This is a genomic window from Polymorphospora sp. NPDC051019 (assembly GCF_040683055.1).
Taxonomy (GTDB): Bacteria; Actinomycetota; Actinomycetes; order Mycobacteriales; family Micromonosporaceae; genus Polymorphospora; species Polymorphospora lycopeni.
The window spans coordinates 172,877-191,946 of record NZ_JBFBCH010000008.1 but is presented as its reverse complement, the minus strand read 5'-3'; the positions used below and the strand labels follow the sequence as shown (position 1 = coordinate 191,946).

General features: G+C 74.6%; 20 protein-coding genes. 8 read left to right on the top strand and 12 right to left on the bottom strand.

Features of this window, described 5'->3' with window-relative positions:
• Positions 1-48: 48 nt before the first annotated feature.
• The 3 genes from AB0M79_RS17180 to AB0M79_RS17170 all read right to left on the bottom strand — a co-directional run bounded on the left by AB0M79_RS17180 (position 49) and on the right by AB0M79_RS17170 (position 2,139).
• Positions 49-753, bottom strand: coding sequence for an SDR family NAD(P)-dependent oxidoreductase (locus tag AB0M79_RS17180; protein ID WP_364214080.1), 705 nt, complete (start codon positions 751-753; stop codon positions 49-51).
• Between the two features lie 112 nt (positions 754-865).
• On the bottom strand, positions 866-1,540 hold the full coding sequence (locus AB0M79_RS17175; protein ID WP_364214077.1) for a phosphatase PAP2 family protein: 675 nt from the start codon (positions 1,538-1,540) through the stop codon (positions 866-868).
• A gap of 41 nt (positions 1,541-1,581) precedes the next feature.
• The gene (locus tag AB0M79_RS17170; RefSeq protein WP_364214074.1) at positions 1,582-2,139 is read right to left on the bottom strand and encodes a GNAT family N-acetyltransferase; all 558 of its coding nucleotides are present in this window, start codon (positions 2,137-2,139) and stop codon (positions 1,582-1,584) included.
• Between the two features lie 154 nt (positions 2,140-2,293).
• Here AB0M79_RS17170 and AB0M79_RS17165 point away from each other — a divergent pair, with 154 nt between their 5' ends.
• The 3 genes from AB0M79_RS17165 (at position 2,294) to AB0M79_RS17155 (ending at position 4,720) form a co-directional block, all read left to right on the top strand.
• The gene (locus AB0M79_RS17165; protein ID WP_364214071.1) at positions 2,294-2,662 is read left to right on the top strand and encodes an FKBP-type peptidyl-prolyl cis-trans isomerase; all 369 of its coding nucleotides are present in this window, start codon (positions 2,294-2,296) and stop codon (positions 2,660-2,662) included.
• A gap of 74 nt (positions 2,663-2,736) precedes the next feature.
• Positions 2,737-3,888 (top strand): polysaccharide pyruvyl transferase family protein, encoded by a 1,152-nt coding sequence (locus AB0M79_RS17160; RefSeq protein WP_364214068.1) that lies wholly within the window; start codon positions 2,737-2,739, stop codon positions 3,886-3,888.
• Positions 3,889-3,997: 109 nt separating this feature from the next.
• On the top strand, positions 3,998-4,720 hold the full coding sequence (locus AB0M79_RS17155) for a DUF4142 domain-containing protein (protein ID WP_364214065.1): 723 nt from the start codon (positions 3,998-4,000) through the stop codon (positions 4,718-4,720).
• A 63-nt stretch (positions 4,721-4,783) separates the two neighbouring features.
• On the opposite strand, the gene AB0M79_RS17150 is transcribed toward AB0M79_RS17155, so the two are convergent.
• Positions 4,784-5,422 (bottom strand): hypothetical protein, encoded by a 639-nt coding sequence (locus tag AB0M79_RS17150; protein ID WP_364214062.1) that lies wholly within the window; start codon positions 5,420-5,422, stop codon positions 4,784-4,786.
• A gap of 18 nt (positions 5,423-5,440) precedes the next feature.
• On the opposite strand from AB0M79_RS17150, the gene AB0M79_RS17145 reads away from it, so the two are divergent.
• The gene (locus tag AB0M79_RS17145; protein WP_364214059.1) at positions 5,441-5,629 is read left to right on the top strand and encodes a hypothetical protein; all 189 of its coding nucleotides are present in this window, start codon (positions 5,441-5,443) and stop codon (positions 5,627-5,629) included.
• A gap of 84 nt (positions 5,630-5,713) precedes the next feature.
• On the opposite strand, the gene AB0M79_RS17140 is transcribed toward AB0M79_RS17145, so the two are convergent.
• Both AB0M79_RS17140 and AB0M79_RS17135 read right to left on the bottom strand, forming a co-directional pair.
• Positions 5,714-6,805, bottom strand: coding sequence for a phosphatase domain-containing protein (locus tag AB0M79_RS17140; protein WP_364214056.1), 1,092 nt, complete (start codon positions 6,803-6,805; stop codon positions 5,714-5,716).
• A 121-nt stretch (positions 6,806-6,926) separates the two neighbouring features.
• Positions 6,927-7,715 (bottom strand): trypsin-like serine protease, encoded by a 789-nt coding sequence (locus tag AB0M79_RS17135; protein WP_364214053.1) that lies wholly within the window; start codon positions 7,713-7,715, stop codon positions 6,927-6,929.
• Between the two features lie 288 nt (positions 7,716-8,003).
• On the opposite strand from AB0M79_RS17135, the gene AB0M79_RS17130 reads away from it, so the two are divergent.
• The 4 genes from AB0M79_RS17130 (at position 8,004) to AB0M79_RS17115 (ending at position 11,576) form a co-directional block, all read left to right on the top strand.
• On the top strand, positions 8,004-8,849 hold the full coding sequence (locus AB0M79_RS17130; RefSeq protein WP_364214050.1) for an ATP-binding protein: 846 nt from the start codon (positions 8,004-8,006) through the stop codon (positions 8,847-8,849).
• Positions 8,850-8,897: 48 nt separating this feature from the next.
• Entirely contained in the window at positions 8,898-9,803 is a 906-nt protein-coding gene (locus AB0M79_RS17125) for a diacylglycerol kinase family protein (RefSeq protein WP_364214048.1), read from the top strand.
• Between the two features lie 121 nt (positions 9,804-9,924).
• Positions 9,925-10,845, top strand: coding sequence for an ABC transporter ATP-binding protein (locus tag AB0M79_RS17120; protein WP_364214045.1), 921 nt, complete (start codon positions 9,925-9,927; stop codon positions 10,843-10,845).
• On the top strand, positions 10,842-11,576 hold the full coding sequence (locus AB0M79_RS17115; protein ID WP_364214043.1) for an ABC transporter permease: 735 nt from the start codon (positions 10,842-10,844) through the stop codon (positions 11,574-11,576). The genes AB0M79_RS17120 and AB0M79_RS17115 overlap by 4 nt, the downstream gene beginning before the upstream one ends.
• A 43-nt stretch (positions 11,577-11,619) precedes the next feature.
• Here the strand turns inward: AB0M79_RS17115 and AB0M79_RS17110 are convergent, their stop codons facing one another.
• The 6 genes from AB0M79_RS17110 to AB0M79_RS17085 all read right to left on the bottom strand — a co-directional run bounded on the left by AB0M79_RS17110 (position 11,620) and on the right by AB0M79_RS17085 (position 19,070).
• Positions 11,620-12,474 (bottom strand): anchored repeat-type ABC transporter permease subunit, encoded by an 855-nt coding sequence (locus tag AB0M79_RS17110; RefSeq protein WP_364214040.1) that lies wholly within the window; start codon positions 12,472-12,474, stop codon positions 11,620-11,622.
• Complete coding sequence (locus AB0M79_RS17105; protein ID WP_364214037.1) at positions 12,471-13,220, bottom strand: anchored repeat-type ABC transporter ATP-binding subunit; 750 nt, start codon at positions 13,218-13,220, stop codon at positions 12,471-12,473. Before AB0M79_RS17105 ends, AB0M79_RS17110 begins: the two co-directional genes overlap by 4 nt.
• Positions 13,217-14,752 (bottom strand): TIGR03773 family transporter-associated surface protein, encoded by a 1,536-nt coding sequence (locus tag AB0M79_RS17100; RefSeq protein ID WP_364214275.1) that lies wholly within the window; start codon positions 14,750-14,752, stop codon positions 13,217-13,219. Before AB0M79_RS17100 ends, AB0M79_RS17105 begins: the two co-directional genes overlap by 4 nt.
• A 5-nt stretch (positions 14,753-14,757) precedes the next feature.
• The gene (locus tag AB0M79_RS17095; RefSeq protein WP_364214034.1) at positions 14,758-16,272 is read right to left on the bottom strand and encodes an anchored repeat ABC transporter, substrate-binding protein; all 1,515 of its coding nucleotides are present in this window, start codon (positions 16,270-16,272) and stop codon (positions 14,758-14,760) included.
• A complete protein-coding gene (locus AB0M79_RS17090; RefSeq protein WP_364214031.1) occupies positions 16,269-17,444 on the bottom strand; it encodes a DUF916 domain-containing protein in 1,176 nt (391 codons plus the stop codon). Before AB0M79_RS17090 ends, AB0M79_RS17095 begins: the two co-directional genes overlap by 4 nt.
• A gap of 159 nt (positions 17,445-17,603) precedes the next feature.
• Positions 17,604-19,070, bottom strand: a complete 1,467-nt coding sequence (locus tag AB0M79_RS17085) for a choice-of-anchor M domain-containing protein (protein WP_364214028.1) — start codon at positions 19,068-19,070, stop codon at positions 17,604-17,606.

Here is a 19,070-nt window from a genome sequence, read left to right as displayed (position 1 = left end):
AGATGTGGGGTGTCGCCCGGCCGTCCACCCGGGACCGGCGGCCCGGGCTCACCGCAGCGCGCGGATCCGGGCGGCGGTGACGGCGCGTAGTCCACCGACGACGGCCGCCATCCGGCGCGGCCGGGACACCGTGACCCGGCCCCGGTCCAGCGTCCGCAGCACCACCTCGGCGGCCTCCGCCGCGGACATCAGCAGCGGCCGGTTCGGCGCCTTGCCCATCTTGGTGTCGACGAACCCGAACCGGACCACCGACACCCGCACCCCTCTGGGCCGCAGCGCCAGCGCCAGACCCTTCAGGTACGCCGTCAGCCCCGCCTTCGACGCCGGATAGGCCGGCGCGTCCCCGGAGACCAGCACGTCGGCCAGGCTGGACAGCCCGACGAAGTGGCCCCGCCCGGCGGCGACCATCCTGGGCACCACCACCTCCACGGTGCGGGCGGCACCGAGCAGGTTGACCTCGAACGCCCGGGTCTGGGTGGCCAGGTCGGCGAGGTCGAGCGGGTCGCCGATCCCGGCGGCGTAGACGCAGGCGTCGATCCGGTCGACCGGCTCGACCGCCGCGGCCAGCAGCGCCGGGTAGTCGGGGGCGGTGACGTCGGCGACGACGTGGCGGTAGCCGTCGTGCGTGACCGGGCTGTCGCGCCGGGAGACCCCGGTCACCGTCCACCCCGATTCCAGCAGCCGCCGGGTCAGCACCAGGCCGATCCCGTCGCTGTTGCCCACCAGCAGGGCGTGTCCCCTGGTCCGCGTCATCTGTTGTGCCGTCCCTCGTGGTGCGTGTGCCGTGGAACCCCGCCGGTGGCGGGCCGCCGATGCTACCGACGCGGAACCACCCGGCGCCCCGGGTCGGTCCACGGCGGACGGGTCAGGCCCGTCCCGTACGGCGGGCGCGGGCCAGCGCGGCGACGGCCGGTACGGCGGTCAGCGCGACCAGCCAGCCGGCGAGCACGTCACTGGGCCAGTGGACACCGAGCAGCACCCGGGTCGCGCCCACCACCGCCGGGGCGGCGACCGCGCCGGCCAGCACCCCGGGACGGCCCGGCGCCGGCACCTCGGACCAGGCGACCCCGGCCACCACCGCCGCGGCGAGGGTGGCGTTCGTGGCGTGGTTGGACGGGAAGGCGTATCCGTCGGCGATCCGCAGTGCCCGGTCCGGCCGGGTCCGGGCCACCCGGGCCCGGACCAGCCGGCACAGCAGGGTTCCGGCGGCCGGCGCGGCGGCCACGAAGGTGAGCGCCCGCCACCGGCGGCGCCGGGCGACGACGGCGGCGGTCGCGGTGAGCACGCCGACGACGACCCGCCCGTCACCGAGGTGGGTCAGCCGGCCGGCGGCGGTGGCGACGCCGGGGTGGCGGACGGCGAACCGGTGTGCCCGGCGGGCCAGTGCGGTGTCGGCGGTGACCAGTGCCGGCCGGCGGGTCGCGACGGCCACGGCCAGCGCGGCGAGCCCGGCGCCGGCGACCGCCGCCGCGCCGAGCATCGGACCGGCCGGCGTCGTGCGGGACGCCGCCGGACGGCCGTACCACCGGTCCCCTGTCATCACTGACCGCAACGACCGGCGCGGGCCACCGTGACGCCCGGCTACCCCGGGTGGCACCAGGTGCGCAGGCTGACCGTACGGCCCTCGGCCTCGCGGGTCACCGGCGGCTCGTCGGTCGGTGCGAAGCCGGCCGAGTGGGCCACCGCCACGCTGGCCACGTTGGCCGGGTCGATGCGCAGCACGACCCGGCGCATCCCGAGCGACCGGTGGGCGTACCCGGTCAGCAGGGTGACCGCCCGGCGGGCCAGGCCCCGGCGCCGGTGGGCGGCGCCGACCGCGTAGCCGACCTCGGCCTCGTCGGGCCCGCCGCCGGTCTGGAAGAGCAGGACCTCTCCCAGCGGGGTACGGCCGTCGGTGGTGATCGCGAGATGCAGCCCCCGGTCCTCGGCGCGGGCCCGGAACGCCTTGTCCAGGTATTTCCGCGCGGCCGTCAGGTCGAACGGCGAGCGGAGCGGGGTCCACCGGTCGACCTGCGGTTCGTCGAAGAGTTCGGACAACGCCGGCAGGTCGTCGTCGGTCCACTCGCGCAGGTGCAGCCCGTCGCCGGTGATCTGCGGGTGGGGCGGAATCCGCAGGGTGCCGTGGTCGGCCGTCGTCATGGGGTGATCATGCCGGACGGGCGCCGCCCCGCCCACGCGTTTTCCGACCGTGGCGGGGTGGTTCGCCCGGTCGTGGCCGGATGCCGCGCCGGCGCCCGGCCCGGCGGCTAGGCTCGGACGGTTCATGCCACCGACCGTTCAGGAGAGCGACACGATGAGCAAGCCACAGGTCGACCCGATCCAGGGCCAGCCGCCCGCAGACCTCGTGATCGAGGACATCTCGGTCGGCGAGGGCGAAGAGGCCAAGGCCGGCCAGTCGGCGACGGTCCACTACGTCGGGGTGGCCCACTCGACCGGCCAGGAGTTCGACGCCTCGTGGAACCGGGGCGCGCCGTTCACGTTCCCGCTCGGCGGTGGCCGGGTCATCGCCGGCTGGGACCGGGGCGTCGTCGGGATGCGGGTCGGTGGCCGCCGCCGGCTGGTCATCCCGCCGCACCTGGGCTACGGCGACCGCGGCGCCGGCGGCGCCATCCGCCCGGGTGAGACGCTCATCTTCGTCGTGGACCTGCTCGACGTGAACTGAGCGCCGGCTCCCCGTCCGGTGTCTACTCGGCACCGGACGGGGTAAGCGCCGCGAACCCGACCTGGGAGCGGCGAATGGACGCACACGGTATGACCGTCGGGGTTCTCGGCTCGTACGGCGGCCGCAACCTCGGCGACGAGGCCATCCTCACCAGCCTGCTCGACGACCTGAAGGTCCGGGCGGACCGGGCCCGGATCCTGGTCTTCACCCGCGACCCCGACCAGACCCGGCGGGCGCATCCCGGCGTGGAGGCGGTCCGCTGGCAGGACAGCAACCACGACGGCCGGCTCGCCCTGCTGCGCGGCCTCGACCTGCTGGTGCTCGGCGGGGGCGGGGTGCTCTACGACACCGAGGCCCGGCGCTACCTGCGCATGGTGCGGGCCGCCCAGGAGCAGGGCGTCCCGGTGTTCACCTACGCCGTCGGGGCCGGCCCGCTCACCGAGCCGCTCGACTGCGCGATGGTCGTCGAGACGCTGAGTGCCGCGATCGAGGTGACGGTCCGCGACGAGGAGTCCAAACGGGCCCTCGAGGATGCCGGGCTCACCCGGCCGGTCACGGTCACCGCCGACCCGGCCCTGATGCTCGAACCGGAGCAGTTCGACCTCGGGATTTTGCACGGCGACCGGCTGCCGGAGCAGCGGCGGCTGATGGGGATGAGCGTACGGGAGCCGGGGCGGGCGGCGGAGAGCCTGGACCCGGCCGAATACCACCGGTTGCTCGCGCACGTCGGCGATTTCCTGGTGCACCGCTTCGACGCGCACCTGCTGTTCGTGCCGATGGAGAACCGGGACCTGCGGCACGCGCACGCGGTGCTGTCGCACATGACGGCCGCCGAGCACGGCCGCATCCTGCACGGCGACTACCGGCCCCGGCAGATCCTGGGGCTGATGGAGCACCTGGAACTGGTGGTGGGGATGCGGCTGCACTTCCTCATCTTCGCCGCGCTGGCCGGGGTGCCGGCGCTGCCGCTGCCGTACGCCGGGAAGGTGTTCGACTTCGCCCGGCAGATGGGCGCCCCGGCGCTGCTCGGCGTGGTCCGTGAGTCGGCCGGCCCGTTGCTGGCGGAGGTGGACCGGCTGTGGGACGAGCGGCCGGTGCGGTTGCCGCAGAACACCGCCCGGCTGTCGACGCTGCGGGACCGGGCGGCCTGGACCGGGGTACGCCTGGAGGCGGTGCTCGGCGAGGTGCGGGCCGGTACGGCTCGTCCGGTCGTCCGGGTGGGGTGAGACGGGGGTGAGCAGATCGGCTCAACATTTCCGGAATGCCAGGTAATCAGTCGAATGCTCGATGAGGAACCGGGTACCCGAGCATTTCAGGAAATAAGGGGGGAAAGCAATGTTTGTCATCAAGCGTTTGGGCGTGCTCTGCGCCGCCGCGGCACTCGCCCTGGCGCCGGCCGGGGCGGCAGCGGCGGTGGAGGCACCGGCGGCCCCGCCGATCGCGGCGCAGCCGTCGCAACAGGACACCCAGTTCCTGCAGACGATCCACCAGGTCAACCTGGCCGAGGTCGCGATGGGCAACCTGGCCCAGCAGAACGCCGGGAACCAGCAGGTGAAGGACGCCGGGGCGCGTTTCTCGGCGGACCACACCGAACTCGACAAGCAGGTCCAGCAGGTCGCGTCCAACCTGAACGTCAGCCTGCCCAACCAACCGACCGCCGAGCAGCAGGCGACGATGACCCAGCTCCAGGGGCTGACCGGCAACGAGTTCGACTCCGCCTGGGTGACCGCCGAACTCAACGGCCACATGCAGACGATGCAGGCCGTCGACACCGAGATCGCCCAGGGCAGCGATCCGCAGGTCGTGCAGCTGGCCCAGACCGCCCAGCCGGTGATCCAGGCACACATCGACCTGCTGGTGTCGCTGGCGCAGGGCCTGGGCATCGCGGTGCCGAGCATCACGCCGAGCCCCGGCGGCACGGTGACCCCGGCCCCCGGCGCCACCACGACCACGCCGGCCCCGGGCGGCACGCCCACCACGCCGTCGCCCGGCCGCACCTCGGTGACGCCCGGCCCGGGCGGGACCGAGACCCTGACTCCCGAGCCGGAGGTCTCGTAACCGCGAACCGCTGAACGGCCCGCCACCGGTCGCGCCGGTGGCGGGCCGTCGCGTGTGGACCGGCTACCGGCCCGGTACGTCCACCGCGATCTCGGCCCCGAGCGAGTAGCCGCCGGTGAGCCTGAGGTCGTCGCCGCTCCAGAAGCGGCCGGGGTCGTACCAGTTGGGGCGACGGCCGGGCGCGAGCAGCCCCATCGCCTCGTACGTCACCGCGACGACCTCGGCGCAGTAGGCGCTCTCCAGGTCGTTGTCGCGTACGCCCCGGCGGAACGCCGGCACCCGGCCCCGGGCCCACCGCCAGGCCAGTTGCGCGGTGGAGGGGAACGGGACGCCGTCGAGACGGGCGATCGTGCGCAGCACCGCGTCGTCCATCTCGCCGGTGACGGCCGGGTCGAGTTGGCGCAGCCAGGCGCGCTGGCCGTAGCGGCCGGCCCAGACCGAGACGGCGTCGCGCAGGTCGTGCAACTGCACCCCGCGGTGGTGGGTGCCCGACCACATGTCGGGCAGTGACCGGCCGAGTTCGGCGTGCCACATCAGCGGCGGCAGGTCGTCGAGGACGACGGCCATGCCGACGTGGTTGACCGGGCTGTTGGTGGTGAACTGGATGGCGCGGTCGGCGCCGCTGGTGCCCCGGAAGACCCAGAGGTCTCCGGTGCGGGTCAGGTTGACCGCGTCATCGAGGTTGATCGGCGTGGCGGACACGAGCCCTACCATAGGCAGATGCGTTGGTGGAAGATACTTGGGCTGGCCGGTTTCGTCGGCGTGGCGGCGTCCGGGGTGGTCATCGCGCGGGCCGAGCGGCGCCGCCGGGCATACACCCCGGAGCAGGTCCGGCAGCGGTTGCTGGAGCGACACGCGGCGGCGGCCACCCCCACACCCCCCGCCCCCGCCGAAGGCGCCTGGCCCTGACCGTCCTACCCTCCCGCGATCTTGGAGTTGTCTCCCCCTTTTGTCGGGTTCGTCGGGCGACAAGTGCAAGATCGCGGGAGAAGGTCAGAGCAGGCCGGCAGAGCGGAGCAGGGTGACCAGCCCGGCACCGTCGGGGGCCGACACCCACTTCTTGGCGAACCGGCCCGGCGAGTCGACGCCGCCGAGCTGGGGCGGCAGCATGCCGGCGATGTGTGCCGGCAGCGCGCCGGCCAGCACGACCTGGGCCGGTGACAGCCGGCGGATGGCGACCGCGGCGACGTTGTCCGGGTAGGCGGCCGCGAACTCGGCGTAGATCTCCTGGTCGTGCTGGCCGTCGTCGCCGATCAGCAGCCATTTGATGTCGGGGAACTCCTCGGCCAGCCGCACCAGGGTGGCCCGCTTGTGTTCCCGGCCGCTGCGGAACCACCGGTCGACCGTCGGACCCCAGTCGGTGAGCAGCAGCGGACCGGCCGGGTAGAGGTGCCGGCCGAGGAACCTGGTCAGCGTGGGCGCCACGTTCCACGCCCCGGTCGACAGGTAGAGCACGGGCGCGCCCGGGTGGGCGTTCACCAGGCGCTCGTAGAGCACCGCCATGCCGGGCACCGAGGCGCGGGCGTGTTCGTCGAGCACGAACGTGTTCCAGCCGGCGAGCAGCGGCCGGGGCAGCGCGGTCACCATGACGGTGTCGTCGATGTCGGAGACGATCCCGAACCGTACGGCGGGGTCGACGACGCGTACGGGGGCGTCGACCGGCTCGCCGCCGGGGCTGCTCAGCCGTACGGTGTGCCAGCCCGGCTCGAGGTCGGCCCGCACGACGACGTCGACGAACCCGCCCCGGTCGGCGAGGACCTCGTGCCGCTGGTCGCCGGCCTCGATGACGACGGGGGCGGAGTTGACCGACACGGTCAGGAAGCTGCGCCAGCCGCGGACCTTCTTGGGTCGCCGCCGGGGCTTGCCGCCGGTGCGGCTGAGCAGCACCCGGCCCAGCACCCGTATCCAGCCGGGCGCGCCGTAACCGGTGTACGGCAGGAGCACGACGTCCCAGCCGCGCTGGCGCAGCCGGCGCTCCATGATGTTGCGGACCGCGTCTTCGAACCGGGCGGCGCGGTGCAGGCTGGGCACGGCCGGTTCACCCACCGGGATAAGCGACACACTCCAACCCTGCCCTATGGCCATGGGTGACAAACCGCCGCCCCGCCCACCCACGGCAAAAAACGACCTTGCCCCTGTCGCCGCCCGGATCAGGTCGAACGGGCGGTGACAGGGACAGGATCGCGTCGGGTGGTACGGGTGCGGATCAGGCGGGCAGACCGCCGACCTGGGTGTTGATCCAGGGGCGGATCGACGACAGGTCACCGTAGATGGACGGGCCGGTCGCGCACACCGAGTTGTTGTTGCCGGCGCGGCTGGTGGCGCCGATCAGGTGCCAACGGTTGTTGATCATGCGGACCTGCGGGCCGCCGGAGTCGCCGTAGCAGGCGCCCGCGTTGCCGTTGGTGTTGTTGGTGCAGATCTCGTACGGGCCGTTGATGCCGATGCAGGCGCTGTCGGCGCGGATCGAGGTGTCCAGCTCGTGGGCGACCAGCGGGGCGCCGCCGCAGCCGGGCTGCGGGCAGGTCTGGCCCCAGCCGATGATCCGGGTCGCCGTGCCGACCGCGCCGGAGCTGGTCGGGATCGGCGCCGGGGCGTAGCTGACGGAGCTGCCGAGTTGGAAGAGCTTGACGTCGATCGTCGGGTGGTTGACCACCCGGATCACCGACACGACGACGCCGCCGCTGCTGCGGTTGACGCTGCCGACCCGTACCGTGCTCGGGCTCGGACAGTGCTTGGCGGTGACCGCCCAGTTCGCCTTGATCAGCGAGCCGGTGCAGCCCGAGACGTAGACCATGAACGAGTAGTTCTCCGAGGCCGGGCGGCCGTTCACGACGAGGGTGCCGACGTCGCCCTGCGGGCCGCTGGCCGCCTCGGTGGCGGCGTACGTGGGAGTGGCGGGCGCCGCGCTGGCCACGGCGGGTGCGGCGAGGCCGGCGGCGACGACGCCGGCCGCCAGCAGGAGACGGGCGAGCAGGACGGGTGCCTTCATCATGCTTGTCCTTGTCTGTGGGAGGACGCCGGACCGGGGGTGGATCCGGCGGCTGACCGCGTGCCGGCGCGCATCCGGCGGCCGACCGGATGCGCGGGCGCGCATCGTTGGAGGTGAAGCACTGGGACGCCCAGGGAAAACCATATCGACACGGTGAAGAATTTCAATCTGTCTATCTATATTGATTCGCGCCCTACCCCCGTGTGATGACCGTCGACACCGGCCCGTGACGCGTAGAGCCGGCCCGTCCCGGGTATAGGCGCATCCAACGCAGGTGAGGGAGGGATCGCGGTGACGTTCGCAGCCGTCTCGGCGCACATCGAATCGGGCGCTCTCGTGATCACCCTTTGTGGACCGCTGACCGTGCCCGCGGTGGCCGCCACCCGGCGGGCGCTGGCCTGGTGCGTCGCCCACCGGCCACCGGCCGTGCTGGTCGACTGTGCCCGGGTGGCCACCGGCCGGCGTACGACCGCGACGGTGCTGACCGCCGCGATGGCGCGTACGGCGAGCCGGTGCGGCACCCGGCTGGCGCTGTGCACCCCCACCCGCCGGGTGGGCGGCCTGCTGCGCCGGGCCCGGCACGCCCCGTTCCGGATCTACGGCGGTCTCGGCGCGGCGCTGCGCGAACTGCGGCCGCACCACGTACCGGCCGGCACCCGGCGGGCCCACCTGCGGCTGGAGCCACAGCCGGACGCACCGGCCGCCGCCCGCCGGCTGCTGCGGGCCAAGTGCGCCGAATGGGGCCTCGACCAGGTCGTCGACCCCGGCCAGATGATCGTCTCCGAACTCGTCGCCAACGCGGTCGAGCACGCCGGCACGCCGATCGACCTGACGCTCAGCCACGCCGGCCGCAAGCTGCGAATCGCCGTCGCCGACCGCTCGCCGGCCCACCCGGCCTTCCCCGGGTCTGAACCGGCCCCCCGGGACCCGGCGGCCGGCCTGTCGATCCGCGGCCGGGGACTGGGGCTGGTCAGCCTCGACGCCGACGGCTGCGGCGTGGTGACCGGACCGGACGGCAAGATCGTGTGGGCGAGCGTGACGACGCCGGCCCGGGTCCGGGTGGCCGGCCTGCGGCGCTGGCACCCGGCATCCCTGTCCGGCCAGCCGCGACGCGTCCCCCGCTACCGCACCGCCTGACCCCGCGGTCAGGTTGGCGGACCCGCCCGCGCGGGTAAGGAACCGGCCATGGGCGCAACCGGAAAGCCACGCCGCGTCGCCGTCGTCGCGCACGCGAAGAAGACCCTCGACGGCGGTCTCGACGAGCTACGCAAGCTGATCGCCGACGAGGACGTCGACGAACTCCTCTGGTACGAGGTACCCAAGAGCCGCAAGGCCCCGAAGAAGGCCCGCAAGGCGGCCGAGGCCGGCGCCGACCTGGTGTTCGTGTGGGGCGGCGACGGCACCGTGCAGCGCTGCCTCGACGCGCTCGCCGGCACCGGCACCACCGCCGCGATCGTGCCCGCCGGCACCGCCAACCTACTGGCGTCCAATCTGGACATCCCGCGCGACCTGGCCGAGGCGGTCCGGATCGGCTTCCGTGGCGACCGCCGCGACCTCGACCTCGGGCGGGTCAACGGCGAGCACTTCGCCGTCATGGCCGGCGCCGGCTTCGACGCCGCGATGATCGGCGAGGCCGACCGCGACCTGAAGGACCGGGTGGGCCGGCTGGCGTACGTCTGGACCGGCCTGCGCCACATGCGCGACGGCGCGGTCGGGGTACGGATCCGGGTCGACGGCACCGGTTGGTTCGACGGGAAGGCGAGCTGTGTCCTGATCGGCAACGTCGGCACCATCACCGGCGGCATCGAGGCGTTCGACGACGCGCGGCCCGACGACGGCTGGCTCGAGGTCGGCGTCGCCACCGCCGACGGCGCCGTGCAGTGGGCCCGTACCCTCGGCCGGATGGCGGCCAGCCGCTCCGACCGGTCCCCGTTCGTCCGCATCACCCGGGCGAAGAAGATCGACGTACGGTTCGCCGAGCCGGTGACGTACGAACTGGACGGTGGCGAGCGGGGCACCACCCGCCGGCTCAAGACGAAGGTCCGGCCGGGCGCGGTGACGGTGTGCGTGCCACGCCCCGGGCCGGCCTGAACCCGACGGCCGCCGCCCCCTCCCCGGCGGCCAGGACCCGGGCGAGGGGTGTAGCTGGCCCCACCCGGGTCGGCAGCTTTCCGTATACCCTCCCGACCCGCCCGGTCCATACCATCGACGCATGACAGCGATCGAGGTACGCAACCTCCACAAACAGTACGGCGACCGGGTCGCCGTGCGCGACGTGTCGTTCGCCGTCGAGGAGGGCGAGATCTTCGGAATCGTCGGCCCGAACGGCGCCGGCAAGACCACCACGGTCGAGTGCGTGACCGGCCTGCGGCGCCCCGACGGCGGCTCCGTCTCGGTGCTCGGCCTCGACCCGGTCCGGGACCACCAACGGGTCAGCGAGCTCGTCGGCGCGCAACTGCAGGAGAGCGCCCTGCCCGACCGGCTGCGGGTCGGCGAGGCGCTGGAACTGTTCGCGTCGTTCTACGCGTCGCCGGCCGACCCGGCCCGGCTCATCGACGAGCTGGGGCTGGCCGACAAGCGGCGGACCCCGTACGCCAAGCTGTCCGGCGGGCAGAAGCAGCGGCTGTCGATCGCCCTGGCCCTGGTCGGCAACCCCCGCATCGCCGTACTCGACGAGCTGACCACCGGGCTGGACCCGCAGGCCCGCCAGGACACCTGGCGGCTGGTCGAGCAGGTCCGCGACCGGGGCGTCACCGTGCTGCTGGTCACCCACTTCATGGCCGAGGCCGCCCACCTGTGCGACCGGGTGGCGGTGATCCGCGACGGCGAGGTCGTCGCGCTGGACACCCCGCACGGGCTGACCGGCGGTGTGGAGTCCGGCCAGCGCCTCGGCTTCCGCCCGGACCGCGACTTCGACGAGCGGCTGCTCGCCGACCTGCCCGGGGTGACCTCGGTCCGCCGGCAGGACGGCGAGGTGCTGGTCACCGGCACCGGTGACCTGGTGTCGGTCGTGCTCGTCGAGCTGACCCGGCGCGGCGTGGTGCCGACCACCGTCCAGCTGAGCCAGCCCAGCCTCGACGACGCGTACCTGGCCCTCATCGGCGGATCCGCCCGGCAGGAGGAGACGGCATGAACACCCGACTGGTACGCACCGAACTGCGGCTCTTCCTGCGCGAGCCGGCCTCGGTCGGCTTCGGGCTCGCGATGGCCCCGCTGATCCTGGTGATCCTGGGCTGCGTCCCAGCGTTCCGGGAGGTCAACGAGGACCTCGGCGGCCTGCGGGTGATCGACCTCTATGTGCCGATCATCATGCTGATGGCGATCGCGATGATGGCGGTGAACGCGCTGCCGAGCGAACTGGTCACCCGCCGGGAACGCGGGGTGCTGCGCCGGCTGTCGACGACCCCGGTGAAGGCGTCGGCGATGCTGTCCGCCCAGATCGTGGTGCACCTGCTGCTGACGGCCTGCACCGTCGTGGTCATCCTCGCCCTCGGCCGGCTGGTCTTCGACGTCCGGATCCCGCAGAACCCGGCCGGCTTCCTGCTGGCACTGGTGCTGAGCACGTTGGCGCTGTTCTCGATCGGGATGTTGATCTCGGGCCTGTTCCGCACCAGCCGGGGTGCGCAGGGGGTGGGCACCCTGCTCTTCTTCCCGATGCTGTTCTTCGCCGGGCTGTGGGTGCCGCGCGAGGCGATGCCGGACCTGCTCAACCGGATCGGCGACTTCACCCCGCTGGGCGCCGGCGCGCAGGCGCTGCGGGACACCTCCGACGGGGGCTGGCCGTCCGCGCTGCACCTGGTGGTGCTGCTCGCTTACGTGATCGGTGTCTCGGCCGCCGCGGTCCGGACGTTCCGCTGGCAGTAGGGGCAGGTGCGGGGGCGGGCCGGGCGGCCCGCCCCCCGCCTCGTCAGGGTGCCGCCGGCACCGCCCGAGTACGGCGCCGCAGCAGGCCGTAGCGGGGGGCGAACAGCCAGGTGCCGACGAAGACCGCGCTCAGCGTCAGCACGATCAGCCCGCCGGCGGCCAGGTTCAGGTGGTACGACAGGTAGAGGCCGGTGACCGCGCAGACCGCGCCGATCCCGGCCGAAAGCGACATCATCACGCCCAGCCGGTCGGTCAGCATCCGGGCGGTCGCCGCCGGGGTGATCAGCAGCGCCAGCACCAGGATGTTGCCGACCGCCTGCAACGAGATCACGATGGCCACCGTCACCATCACGTACAGCGCGGTGTCCAGCCAGAAGACCGGCAGCCCGGACGCCGCGGCCGTCTCCCGGTCCAGGCTGACCGTCACCAGTTCCCTGCGCAGCGCCAGGACCGCCGCGACCAGCAGCCCGCCGACCACCGCCACGGTCACCACGTCGGCGTCGGACAGGCCGAGGATCTGTCCGAACAGGAACGACGCCAGGTCGCCGGTGTAGCTGCTCCGGGTGCTGACCAGCACGATGCCCAGCCCGAAGGCGAAGGCGAAGAACACCCCGATCACGGCGTCCTCCTTCAGCCGCCGGTTCTGGGCCACGACGGCCACGGTCAGCGCGGTCGCCACCCCGGCCACCGCACCGGCGACCGCCAGGTTGACCTGGAGGACATAGCCGACGGCCACCCCGGGGAACACCGCGTGGGCGACCGCGTCGCCGATGAACGCCATGCCGCGCAGCACGACGAAACTGCCCACGACCGCGCACACCACGCTGGCGAGCACCGCCACGACGAACGCCCGCTGCATGAACACGTGCTGCCAGGGTTCGGTGAGCGCCTCGATCACCGCCGTACCCCAAGGGTGTCGAGCAACCGGTCGGACGAGGTGACCCCGAAGGCGCGCAGCCACAGGGCCGGGTCGGTCAGCCGGTCCGGCGGCCCCTCGGCGACCACCCGCCGGTTGAGCAGGCACAGCCGGGTGCAGGACGCGGCCGCCGCCGGCAGGTCGTGGGTGGTCGTCAGCACCGCCACGCCCTCGCCGCGCAGCCGGTCCAGCAGCGCGGTCAGCAGTTCCTGGGTGGGTACGTCCACCCCGGTGAACGGTTCGTCGAGCAGCAGCACCCGGGGACGCAGCGCCAGCGCCCGGGCGACCAGGACCCGCTGGCGCTGGCCGCCGGAGAGCTGCCCGACCGGGCGGTCCCGCAGGTCGGTGAGACCGGCCAAGGCCAGTGCCTCGGTCACCGCCGCCCGGTCGGCGGGTTTCGGCCGGCGCAGCCAGCCGATGGCGCGGGTACGGCCGGTCAGCACCGCGCCGGCCACGGTGACCGGGAAGTCCCAGGCGAACTCGTGCCGCTGCGGGACGTACCCGATCAGGGACCGGACCCGGGCGGCGGGTGAGCCGGCGACCAGCACCCGCCCGCGCTGCGCCGGGACCAGCCCGAGCACCGCCCGCAGCAGGGTGGTCTTGCCGGCGCCGTTCGGGCCGATCAGCCCGACGATCTCGCCGGCCCCGACGGTCAGGTCGACGTTGTCGACGGCGAGCCGCTCCCCCAGCCGGACGGTGAGCGCCTCGACCCGCAGTGCCGGGGTCACGACGCCCGCCCCGCCCGCCGCCGGCCGAGCCGGACCAGCAGCGCGCCGGCGCCGAGCAGGACCAGGCCGCCGACGGCGGCCGGCAGGACCCACGACTCCCCGGTACGCGGCAGCCGGCCGCCCGGCCCGTCGCCGTTGCCGGCGCCGCCACCGGGGGTGACCCGGCCCGGGTCGGTGCCGTCACCGACGGCGACCGTGAGGGTACGGCTGTCGGTGACCGGCGCGCCGCCGGTCGTGGTGGCGCTCATCGCCACCTCGAGCCGGTAGACGCCGGGGGCGCCGAACGCCCAGTTGCCGTGGGCGTGGGTGTTGAGCGGGATGTCCAGTTCCCCCGGCAGCCTGGTGCCGTCGAACAGCACCTGTGGTCTGCCGAACGAGCCGGTCAAGAACAGCGTGAACGCGCCCGGTCCGGTGACGCTCTTCAGCGTCCAGGTCACCGGCCCGCGGATCCCGCCGACGACCGCCTCGTGCTGGGTGTTCCAGCCCGGCCAGACGATGCCGTCCTGCTGCGCCTGCGGCAGCAGCCACACGCTCCCGCCGGCCGGGCCGAGGAAGGCGTGGTCGGCGCCGTCCGGAACGGTGATCCTCGCCTTGTCGCGTACGTGCAGCACGGTGTCGCCGAGTTCCCGCCAGACCGGCGGGCTGACCGTGCCGTCCTTGATCCGGATCCGCCACCGCCCGTCGGTCAGCGTCGGCCCCATGTCGACGTGGCCGTCGTCGATCACCTTGCGCTCGCCGGTGCCGGCCGGAGCCGTCGCGGCCAGCGCCGCCGGTGCGGGTGCGGCGGCCGGGACCGCCGGTGGCGCGGCGGCCCGCGCGAGCGGTACCGGCCCGGCGGTACGGTCCCCCGCCGGGGCGGACGGCGGGCCGACCGGCGGCGGGCTGATCGGCGGCGGGTCGACTGGCGGCAGGTCGATCGGCGGCACCGTCACCCGCCAGGTGGCCGCCGCCGGGCCGACCGGCCCGGCGGCGGCGGTGAACGTCAGCTCGTAGTCGCCGGCGGCGTCGAAGGCCCACACCACCCCGCCGGTCCGCGTACCGGCCGGCAGCAGGACCGAGTCCGGTAGCCCGGCCCCGCTGCCGAGCAGCGGTGTCGGGGTGCCGAAGCCGGACAGCGTGTACGCCGTGAACCGCCCGGGGCCGGTCACACCGGTCAGCGCCAGCGTCACCGGGCCGCCGGACACCCCGGTGGTGTCCAGGGCCGGCAGGGCCGGGTCGCCGCCGGCCAGCGCCCACACCGGCCGGCCGGCGGCGCCGAGGAACCGGAACGCGGACCGGTGCGGCACCCGGGCGGCGAGCCCGCCGTCCGGCCCGAGCCGCACGTCGTCGGGGCGGTACCCGGCCTCGCCCCGGGCCGCCTGCCGGGCGTCGCGGAACCGCAGCGACAGTTCGCCGCCGTCGACCCGCACCGAGAGCAGGTCGGCCCCGGCCACCACCGCTGTCGGGGGCGGCGGCGGGGACGGCGGCGCGGCCACGGCCGGCGGCGCGCCGCCCAGCAGTACGGCGGCCAGCACGCCGGCCGCCACCCGCATCGGTCTCATCGTTCTCCTCCCAGGCAGCGCAACAGCTCGTCGGCGTTGTGCCGCATCATCGCGACGTACGAGGTGGTGTCGTGGTCGAAGGCGTCGCCGTAGATCCGGCAGACCCGCACGCCCTGATCGGCGGCGACCCGTTTCAGCACGCCGGCCCGGGCGGCGAGTTGCGGTTCGACGAAGACGGCCGGCACCCGCAGGTCGCGGATCGTCTCCGTCAGCTTCGTCACCTGGGCCGCGCTGGGCTCCTGGGCCGGGTTCGGCACCACGAAGCCGGCGATGGTGAGCCCGTACGCGCTGGCCAGGTAGCCGAACGCGTCGTGGGTGGTGACCAGGTTCCGCCGGTCGGGCGGGACCTTCGCGAGCTGCGCGCCGACGTACGTGTGCAGTGTGGACAGTTCGCCGAGGTAGCGGTCGAGGTTGCCGGCGTACAGGTCGGCGCCGGCCGGGTCGACCTCCGCCAGGGTGTCCGCGATGACCTCGGCGTACGCCCTGGCGTTGCGGACGTCCTGCCACAGATGCGGGTCGATCTCGCCGTGCACGTGCTTGCCGAGCACCGCCTGCGGCAGCTGCCACACCCTCGTGCCGGGTGCGCCGAGGAACGCGAACCGGGCGTCGTCCGGCACCTGCTCGACCGCCCGGTCGGGTACGTCGACGACGACCTGCCCGGCCGGGATGTCGCCCTGTTCGTCGGTGCGGGCGAACACCTGCCCGGTGTCGAGGTCGACGGCGAGGTCGGTGTGGCCGGCGTCGAGCAGCGTGGTCCGGCCGTCGCGCAGCGCCCCGCGCGGGTCGACGCCGACGGCGAAGGCGAACGTGCCGCTGCCGAGCTGGCGGGGCGGGCTGCCGTCGCCGGCGTCGACCCGCGCGGTCATCGTCACCCGGTACTCCCCCGCCGCGCCGAACGACCAGTTGAGGTGGGTGTGCGCGTCGGGCGGCAGGACGGCCACGTCGGCGTCGGTGATGCCGTCGGCCGAGTCGTAGTAGACCCTCGGCTGGCCGAGGGCGTCGGTGAGATAGGCGGCGAAGCGGCCCGGCCCCTCGACGGCGGTCACCGACAGCCGTACGTCGGCGGTGCGGCCCGGCCCCTTGCCGCGTACGGCGAGGCCCAGCCAGACCACGTCGAGGTCGAGGTTCTCGACCAGCGGGATCAGGGTCGCGCCGTACGGTTCGGCGCTCTCGGCAAGCGAGACGTTCGGGGACCCGGTGGGGACGTTGCTGTCGAAGAGCTTGATCAGCGAGTGCTCCTCGAGCAGCAGGTGGTTGGTGAAGGCCGCGTCGGCGCGGGCCACCTTCGCGGCGTCGGCCGGGGTCGGCTCGTAGGAGTGCGGGTCGCCGCCGGCCGGCACGACGGTCTCCACGGAGATCCGGTCGCCGCCGACGTTGCGTACCAGGTCGGCGATGATCTCGGTGCTCGCCACCACGGTCACCGCGCCGTCGGCGGCGGCGCCGGTGCAGCCGGCGAGGGCCAGGGTCACGGCCAGGGCGGCGGCGCCCGGGCCGGTGCGGGGCCGTCTCACGGTCGGTCCTTTCCGGTGGTCACGGTCGGTCGGCGGTCGTCCACGGGCGGGTCGGCGTCGGTGTCCGACCGGCCGGCGGCTTCGGCGCGGCCCTGGGCGCGGGCCCGCGCGACCGCCTCGGCCAGTGCGGCCCGGCGGCGCCGGCGCAGCCGGACCGCCGCGAGGGCCAGCAGCCCGAGCACGGCGAGCAGCAGCAGGTGCGGCCACGGCCAGGCCCACACCACGGCCCGCGCCGGGTCGGCGGCCGGCGGCGGATCGAGCACCTGGTCACCGACCGCGGCCGGGGTCACCCCGGCGGTCGCGGCCAGCCGGAGGAGCGGCGGTACGCCGGACAGCCGGACCTGGGCCCGCAGTTCGCCGCCGGGCAGGATCTCCGGCAGCGGTTGGGCGGTCGCGGTCCACCGGCCGAGCCCGAGCGGGCCGGTGGCGGTCAGCGACGGCCGCCCGGTGAGCCGGACGTTGCCGGTGTTGCGGACGGTGAACGTCGCGGTCAGGTCCCCGCCGGTGAACGGGTGGACCGGGCCGTCGTACCCGATCCGCAGGTCCCCGACGGCGAGCACGGGTCGCAGTTGACCGGTGACCCGCAGGTGGACCCGGGTGCCGACCCGGTGGTCGACGGCGACCCGGTTGCCGTCCGGGCCGGTGCCCTCGGCGGCCAGCGACGCGACGATGCCGCCGGCGTGGTCGCCGGGGGTGGCGTCGGCCGGCACCCGCAGCTCGAACGGGATGTCGACCCGGGAGGTGGCGGGCACGGTCACCGTCCGGGCCGGCAGCGTGATCCAGGAGCCGACGTCGACCGGTGCCGCGCCGGCGGCGAGCAGGTCGAAGCCGCCCTGTGCGGTGGTGAACGCGTCGCTGGCGTAGACGTCGAGGGTCAGCGGGCGGGGCGTGTGGTTGGTGACCGCGACGTGGTCGGTGAGCACGGCGCCCGGGTCGAGCTTGTATTCGAAGCCGGGCCGGCCGTCCGGCCCGGCCGGGCCGGACGGTGCCACGCCCCAGGTGACGGCGCCCGCCGCCGGCCCGGGTGCGGGCGAGGGGGTGGCCGGGGCCGGGGTCGGCGCGGGCGCGGCGAGGGTGACGGCGGGCGGCGGGTCCGCCGCCGCGGCGGGTGGGGCCGGGCCGGCCGGTACGGCGGCCAGGAAGGCGGCGGCGAGCGCGGTGGGCAGGCGCATGGGTGGTTCGGTCCGTTTCCGGGGCGAGGGATGTCGGGGTCGGTGGCCGGGTCCGCCGGTCCGGTCGGCCGGCGGTCCCGGCCGGGACGCACCGGCGAGGCCGGCCGGCGGTCCCGCCCGCCGGGGTACGGCCGGTGGCCCGTACCCCGGCGGGGCGGCTCAGATGGCGGTGAGGGTGAGGGTCGCGGTGTACGTACCGGGCGGGGTCTCCGTCGGCACGCTCAGCCGCAGGCCGGCGGAGAGTTCGGCGGTGCCGCGGCCGGCGCCGCCCGGGGCGGTCGCCAGTACGCTGCTGGCGCCGAGGCCGGTGCCGGTGGCGTACGGGGCGACCTCCGGGCCGGCGACCGCGCCCTGCCCGCTGCCCTGGCTGACCACCCGGGGCGTCCAGCCGAGGTGGCCGGCGCCGAAGGTGATGCCGTCCGGGCCGGCGAAGTCGGCCGGGATCTGGCCGGAGACGCTCCAGCCCGGGGCGGCCGAACGGGTGTCGGTCACCTTGACCGGCCGCAGTTCGCCCTGGCTCTCCCACCGGTCGCCGGCGGCGTTGAGCCGGGCGGTCGGCAGCACGACGGACCGGTCGTCGGGGTCGACGCTGACCACCAGGGCGCCCTGCGTGGCGTCGATGGAGGCGGTGATGGTCTGCGCCGCCCCCGGCTGTTGCGGCTGGTCGGCGACCCGCAGCGTGACGGGGGGACTCGTGGCCACGACGCCGTGGCCGGGCCCGTAGAGCTTGACCACGTACTCGCAGGCGTCCAGTCCGCGGGTGGCGGTGAAGCGGTAGGTCTCGCCGGCCTCGCCGGGGATGATGGCGAAGTCGGTGGCGCCGGGGCACCGGCTGAACCAGTGGTAGTGGTCCAGTTCGGACGGTGGGGTCTGGACGGCGCGCAGGGTGACGGTGTCGTTCGGCTGGTAGCTGTCGGCCAGGCCGCCGATGGTCAGCCCGTTCTCGGTTCCGCCGCCGGTCAGGTCGCCGACCACGAAGGAGTAGTCGACCGGGCCGGTGGTGAGGGCGGTGCCGTCGGCGAGCGTGGCGTCGGCCCGGAACTTCAGGGTGTATTCGCCGAGTGCGGTGAACGCCCAGCTCGCGTGCGCGTGGGTGCCCACCGGTACGTCGATGGCGTCGGGCAGGCCGTCGGAGCTGCGGAACCTGACCAGCGGGTCGCCGAAGGCGTTGACGCCGAAGAGCGTGACGGCGCCCGGCCCGGCCACGTCGACGAGGCTGAGCCGGACCTGGTTGCCGGCGAAGACGCCGGTGCCGAGTTCGGTGGTGTTCCAGCCCGGCCAGAGCAGGTCCGGGTCCTGGGTCTGCGGCAGCACCCAGACGTCGGCGCCGGGGGTGCCGAGGAAGGCGTACCGGGGGTCGTCCGGCACGGTGGTGGCCGCGCCGGGTGCCACCTGGAAGGTGACGTCGGCCGGGTCGCGCTCGACGGACGGCTCGACGGTGCCGTCGTGCACCTTGAGCTGGAGCTGTCCGCCGGTGTAGTGCACGTCGACGGCGTCGACGTGCCCGCGGGACAGCACGACGCGCTCGGCCGCCGCCGCGGGTTGCGCCGCCAGCAGGGTGCCGGCGACGAGTACGCCGCCGGCGATCAGGGACGCGAGGGTACGCGTCCGCGTGGTGTCGGTCAT

What these genes read in the sequence shown, in the direction of transcription:
- AB0M79_RS17180 (WP_364214080.1), bottom strand. Translation starts at nt 753, where the DNA reads ATGACGCGGACCAGGGGACACGCCCTGCTGGTGGGCAACAGCGACGGG.
- AB0M79_RS17175 (WP_364214077.1), bottom strand. Translation starts at nt 1,540, where the DNA reads ATGACAGGGGACCGGTGGTACGGCCGTCCGGCGGCGTCCCGCACGACG.
- AB0M79_RS17170 (WP_364214074.1), bottom strand. Translation starts at nt 2,139, where the DNA reads ATGACGACGGCCGACCACGGCACCCTGCGGATTCCGCCCCACCCGCAG.
- AB0M79_RS17165 (WP_364214071.1), top strand. Translation starts at nt 2,294, where the DNA reads ATGAGCAAGCCACAGGTCGACCCGATCCAGGGCCAGCCGCCCGCAGAC.
- AB0M79_RS17160 (WP_364214068.1), top strand. Translation starts at nt 2,737, where the DNA reads ATGGACGCACACGGTATGACCGTCGGGGTTCTCGGCTCGTACGGCGGC.
- AB0M79_RS17155 (WP_364214065.1), top strand. Translation starts at nt 3,998, where the DNA reads ATGTTTGTCATCAAGCGTTTGGGCGTGCTCTGCGCCGCCGCGGCACTC.
- AB0M79_RS17145 (WP_364214059.1), top strand. Translation starts at nt 5,441, where the DNA reads ATGCGTTGGTGGAAGATACTTGGGCTGGCCGGTTTCGTCGGCGTGGCG.
- AB0M79_RS17140 (WP_364214056.1), bottom strand. Translation starts at nt 6,805, where the DNA reads ATGGCCATAGGGCAGGGTTGGAGTGTGTCGCTTATCCCGGTGGGTGAA.
- AB0M79_RS17135 (WP_364214053.1), bottom strand. Translation starts at nt 7,715, where the DNA reads ATGATGAAGGCACCCGTCCTGCTCGCCCGTCTCCTGCTGGCGGCCGGC.
- AB0M79_RS17125 (WP_364214048.1), top strand. Translation starts at nt 8,898, where the DNA reads ATGGGCGCAACCGGAAAGCCACGCCGCGTCGCCGTCGTCGCGCACGCG.
- AB0M79_RS17120 (WP_364214045.1), top strand. Translation starts at nt 9,925, where the DNA reads ATGACAGCGATCGAGGTACGCAACCTCCACAAACAGTACGGCGACCGG.
- AB0M79_RS17115 (WP_364214043.1), top strand. Translation starts at nt 10,842, where the DNA reads ATGAACACCCGACTGGTACGCACCGAACTGCGGCTCTTCCTGCGCGAG.
- AB0M79_RS17100 (WP_364214275.1), bottom strand. Translation starts at nt 14,752, where the DNA reads ATGCGGGTGGCGGCCGGCGTGCTGGCCGCCGTACTGCTGGGCGGCGCG.
- AB0M79_RS17090 (WP_364214031.1), bottom strand. Translation starts at nt 17,444, where the DNA reads ATGCGCCTGCCCACCGCGCTCGCCGCCGCCTTCCTGGCCGCCGTACCG.
- AB0M79_RS17085 (WP_364214028.1), bottom strand. Translation starts at nt 19,070, where the DNA reads ATGACCGACACCACGCGGACGCGTACCCTCGCGTCCCTGATCGCCGGC.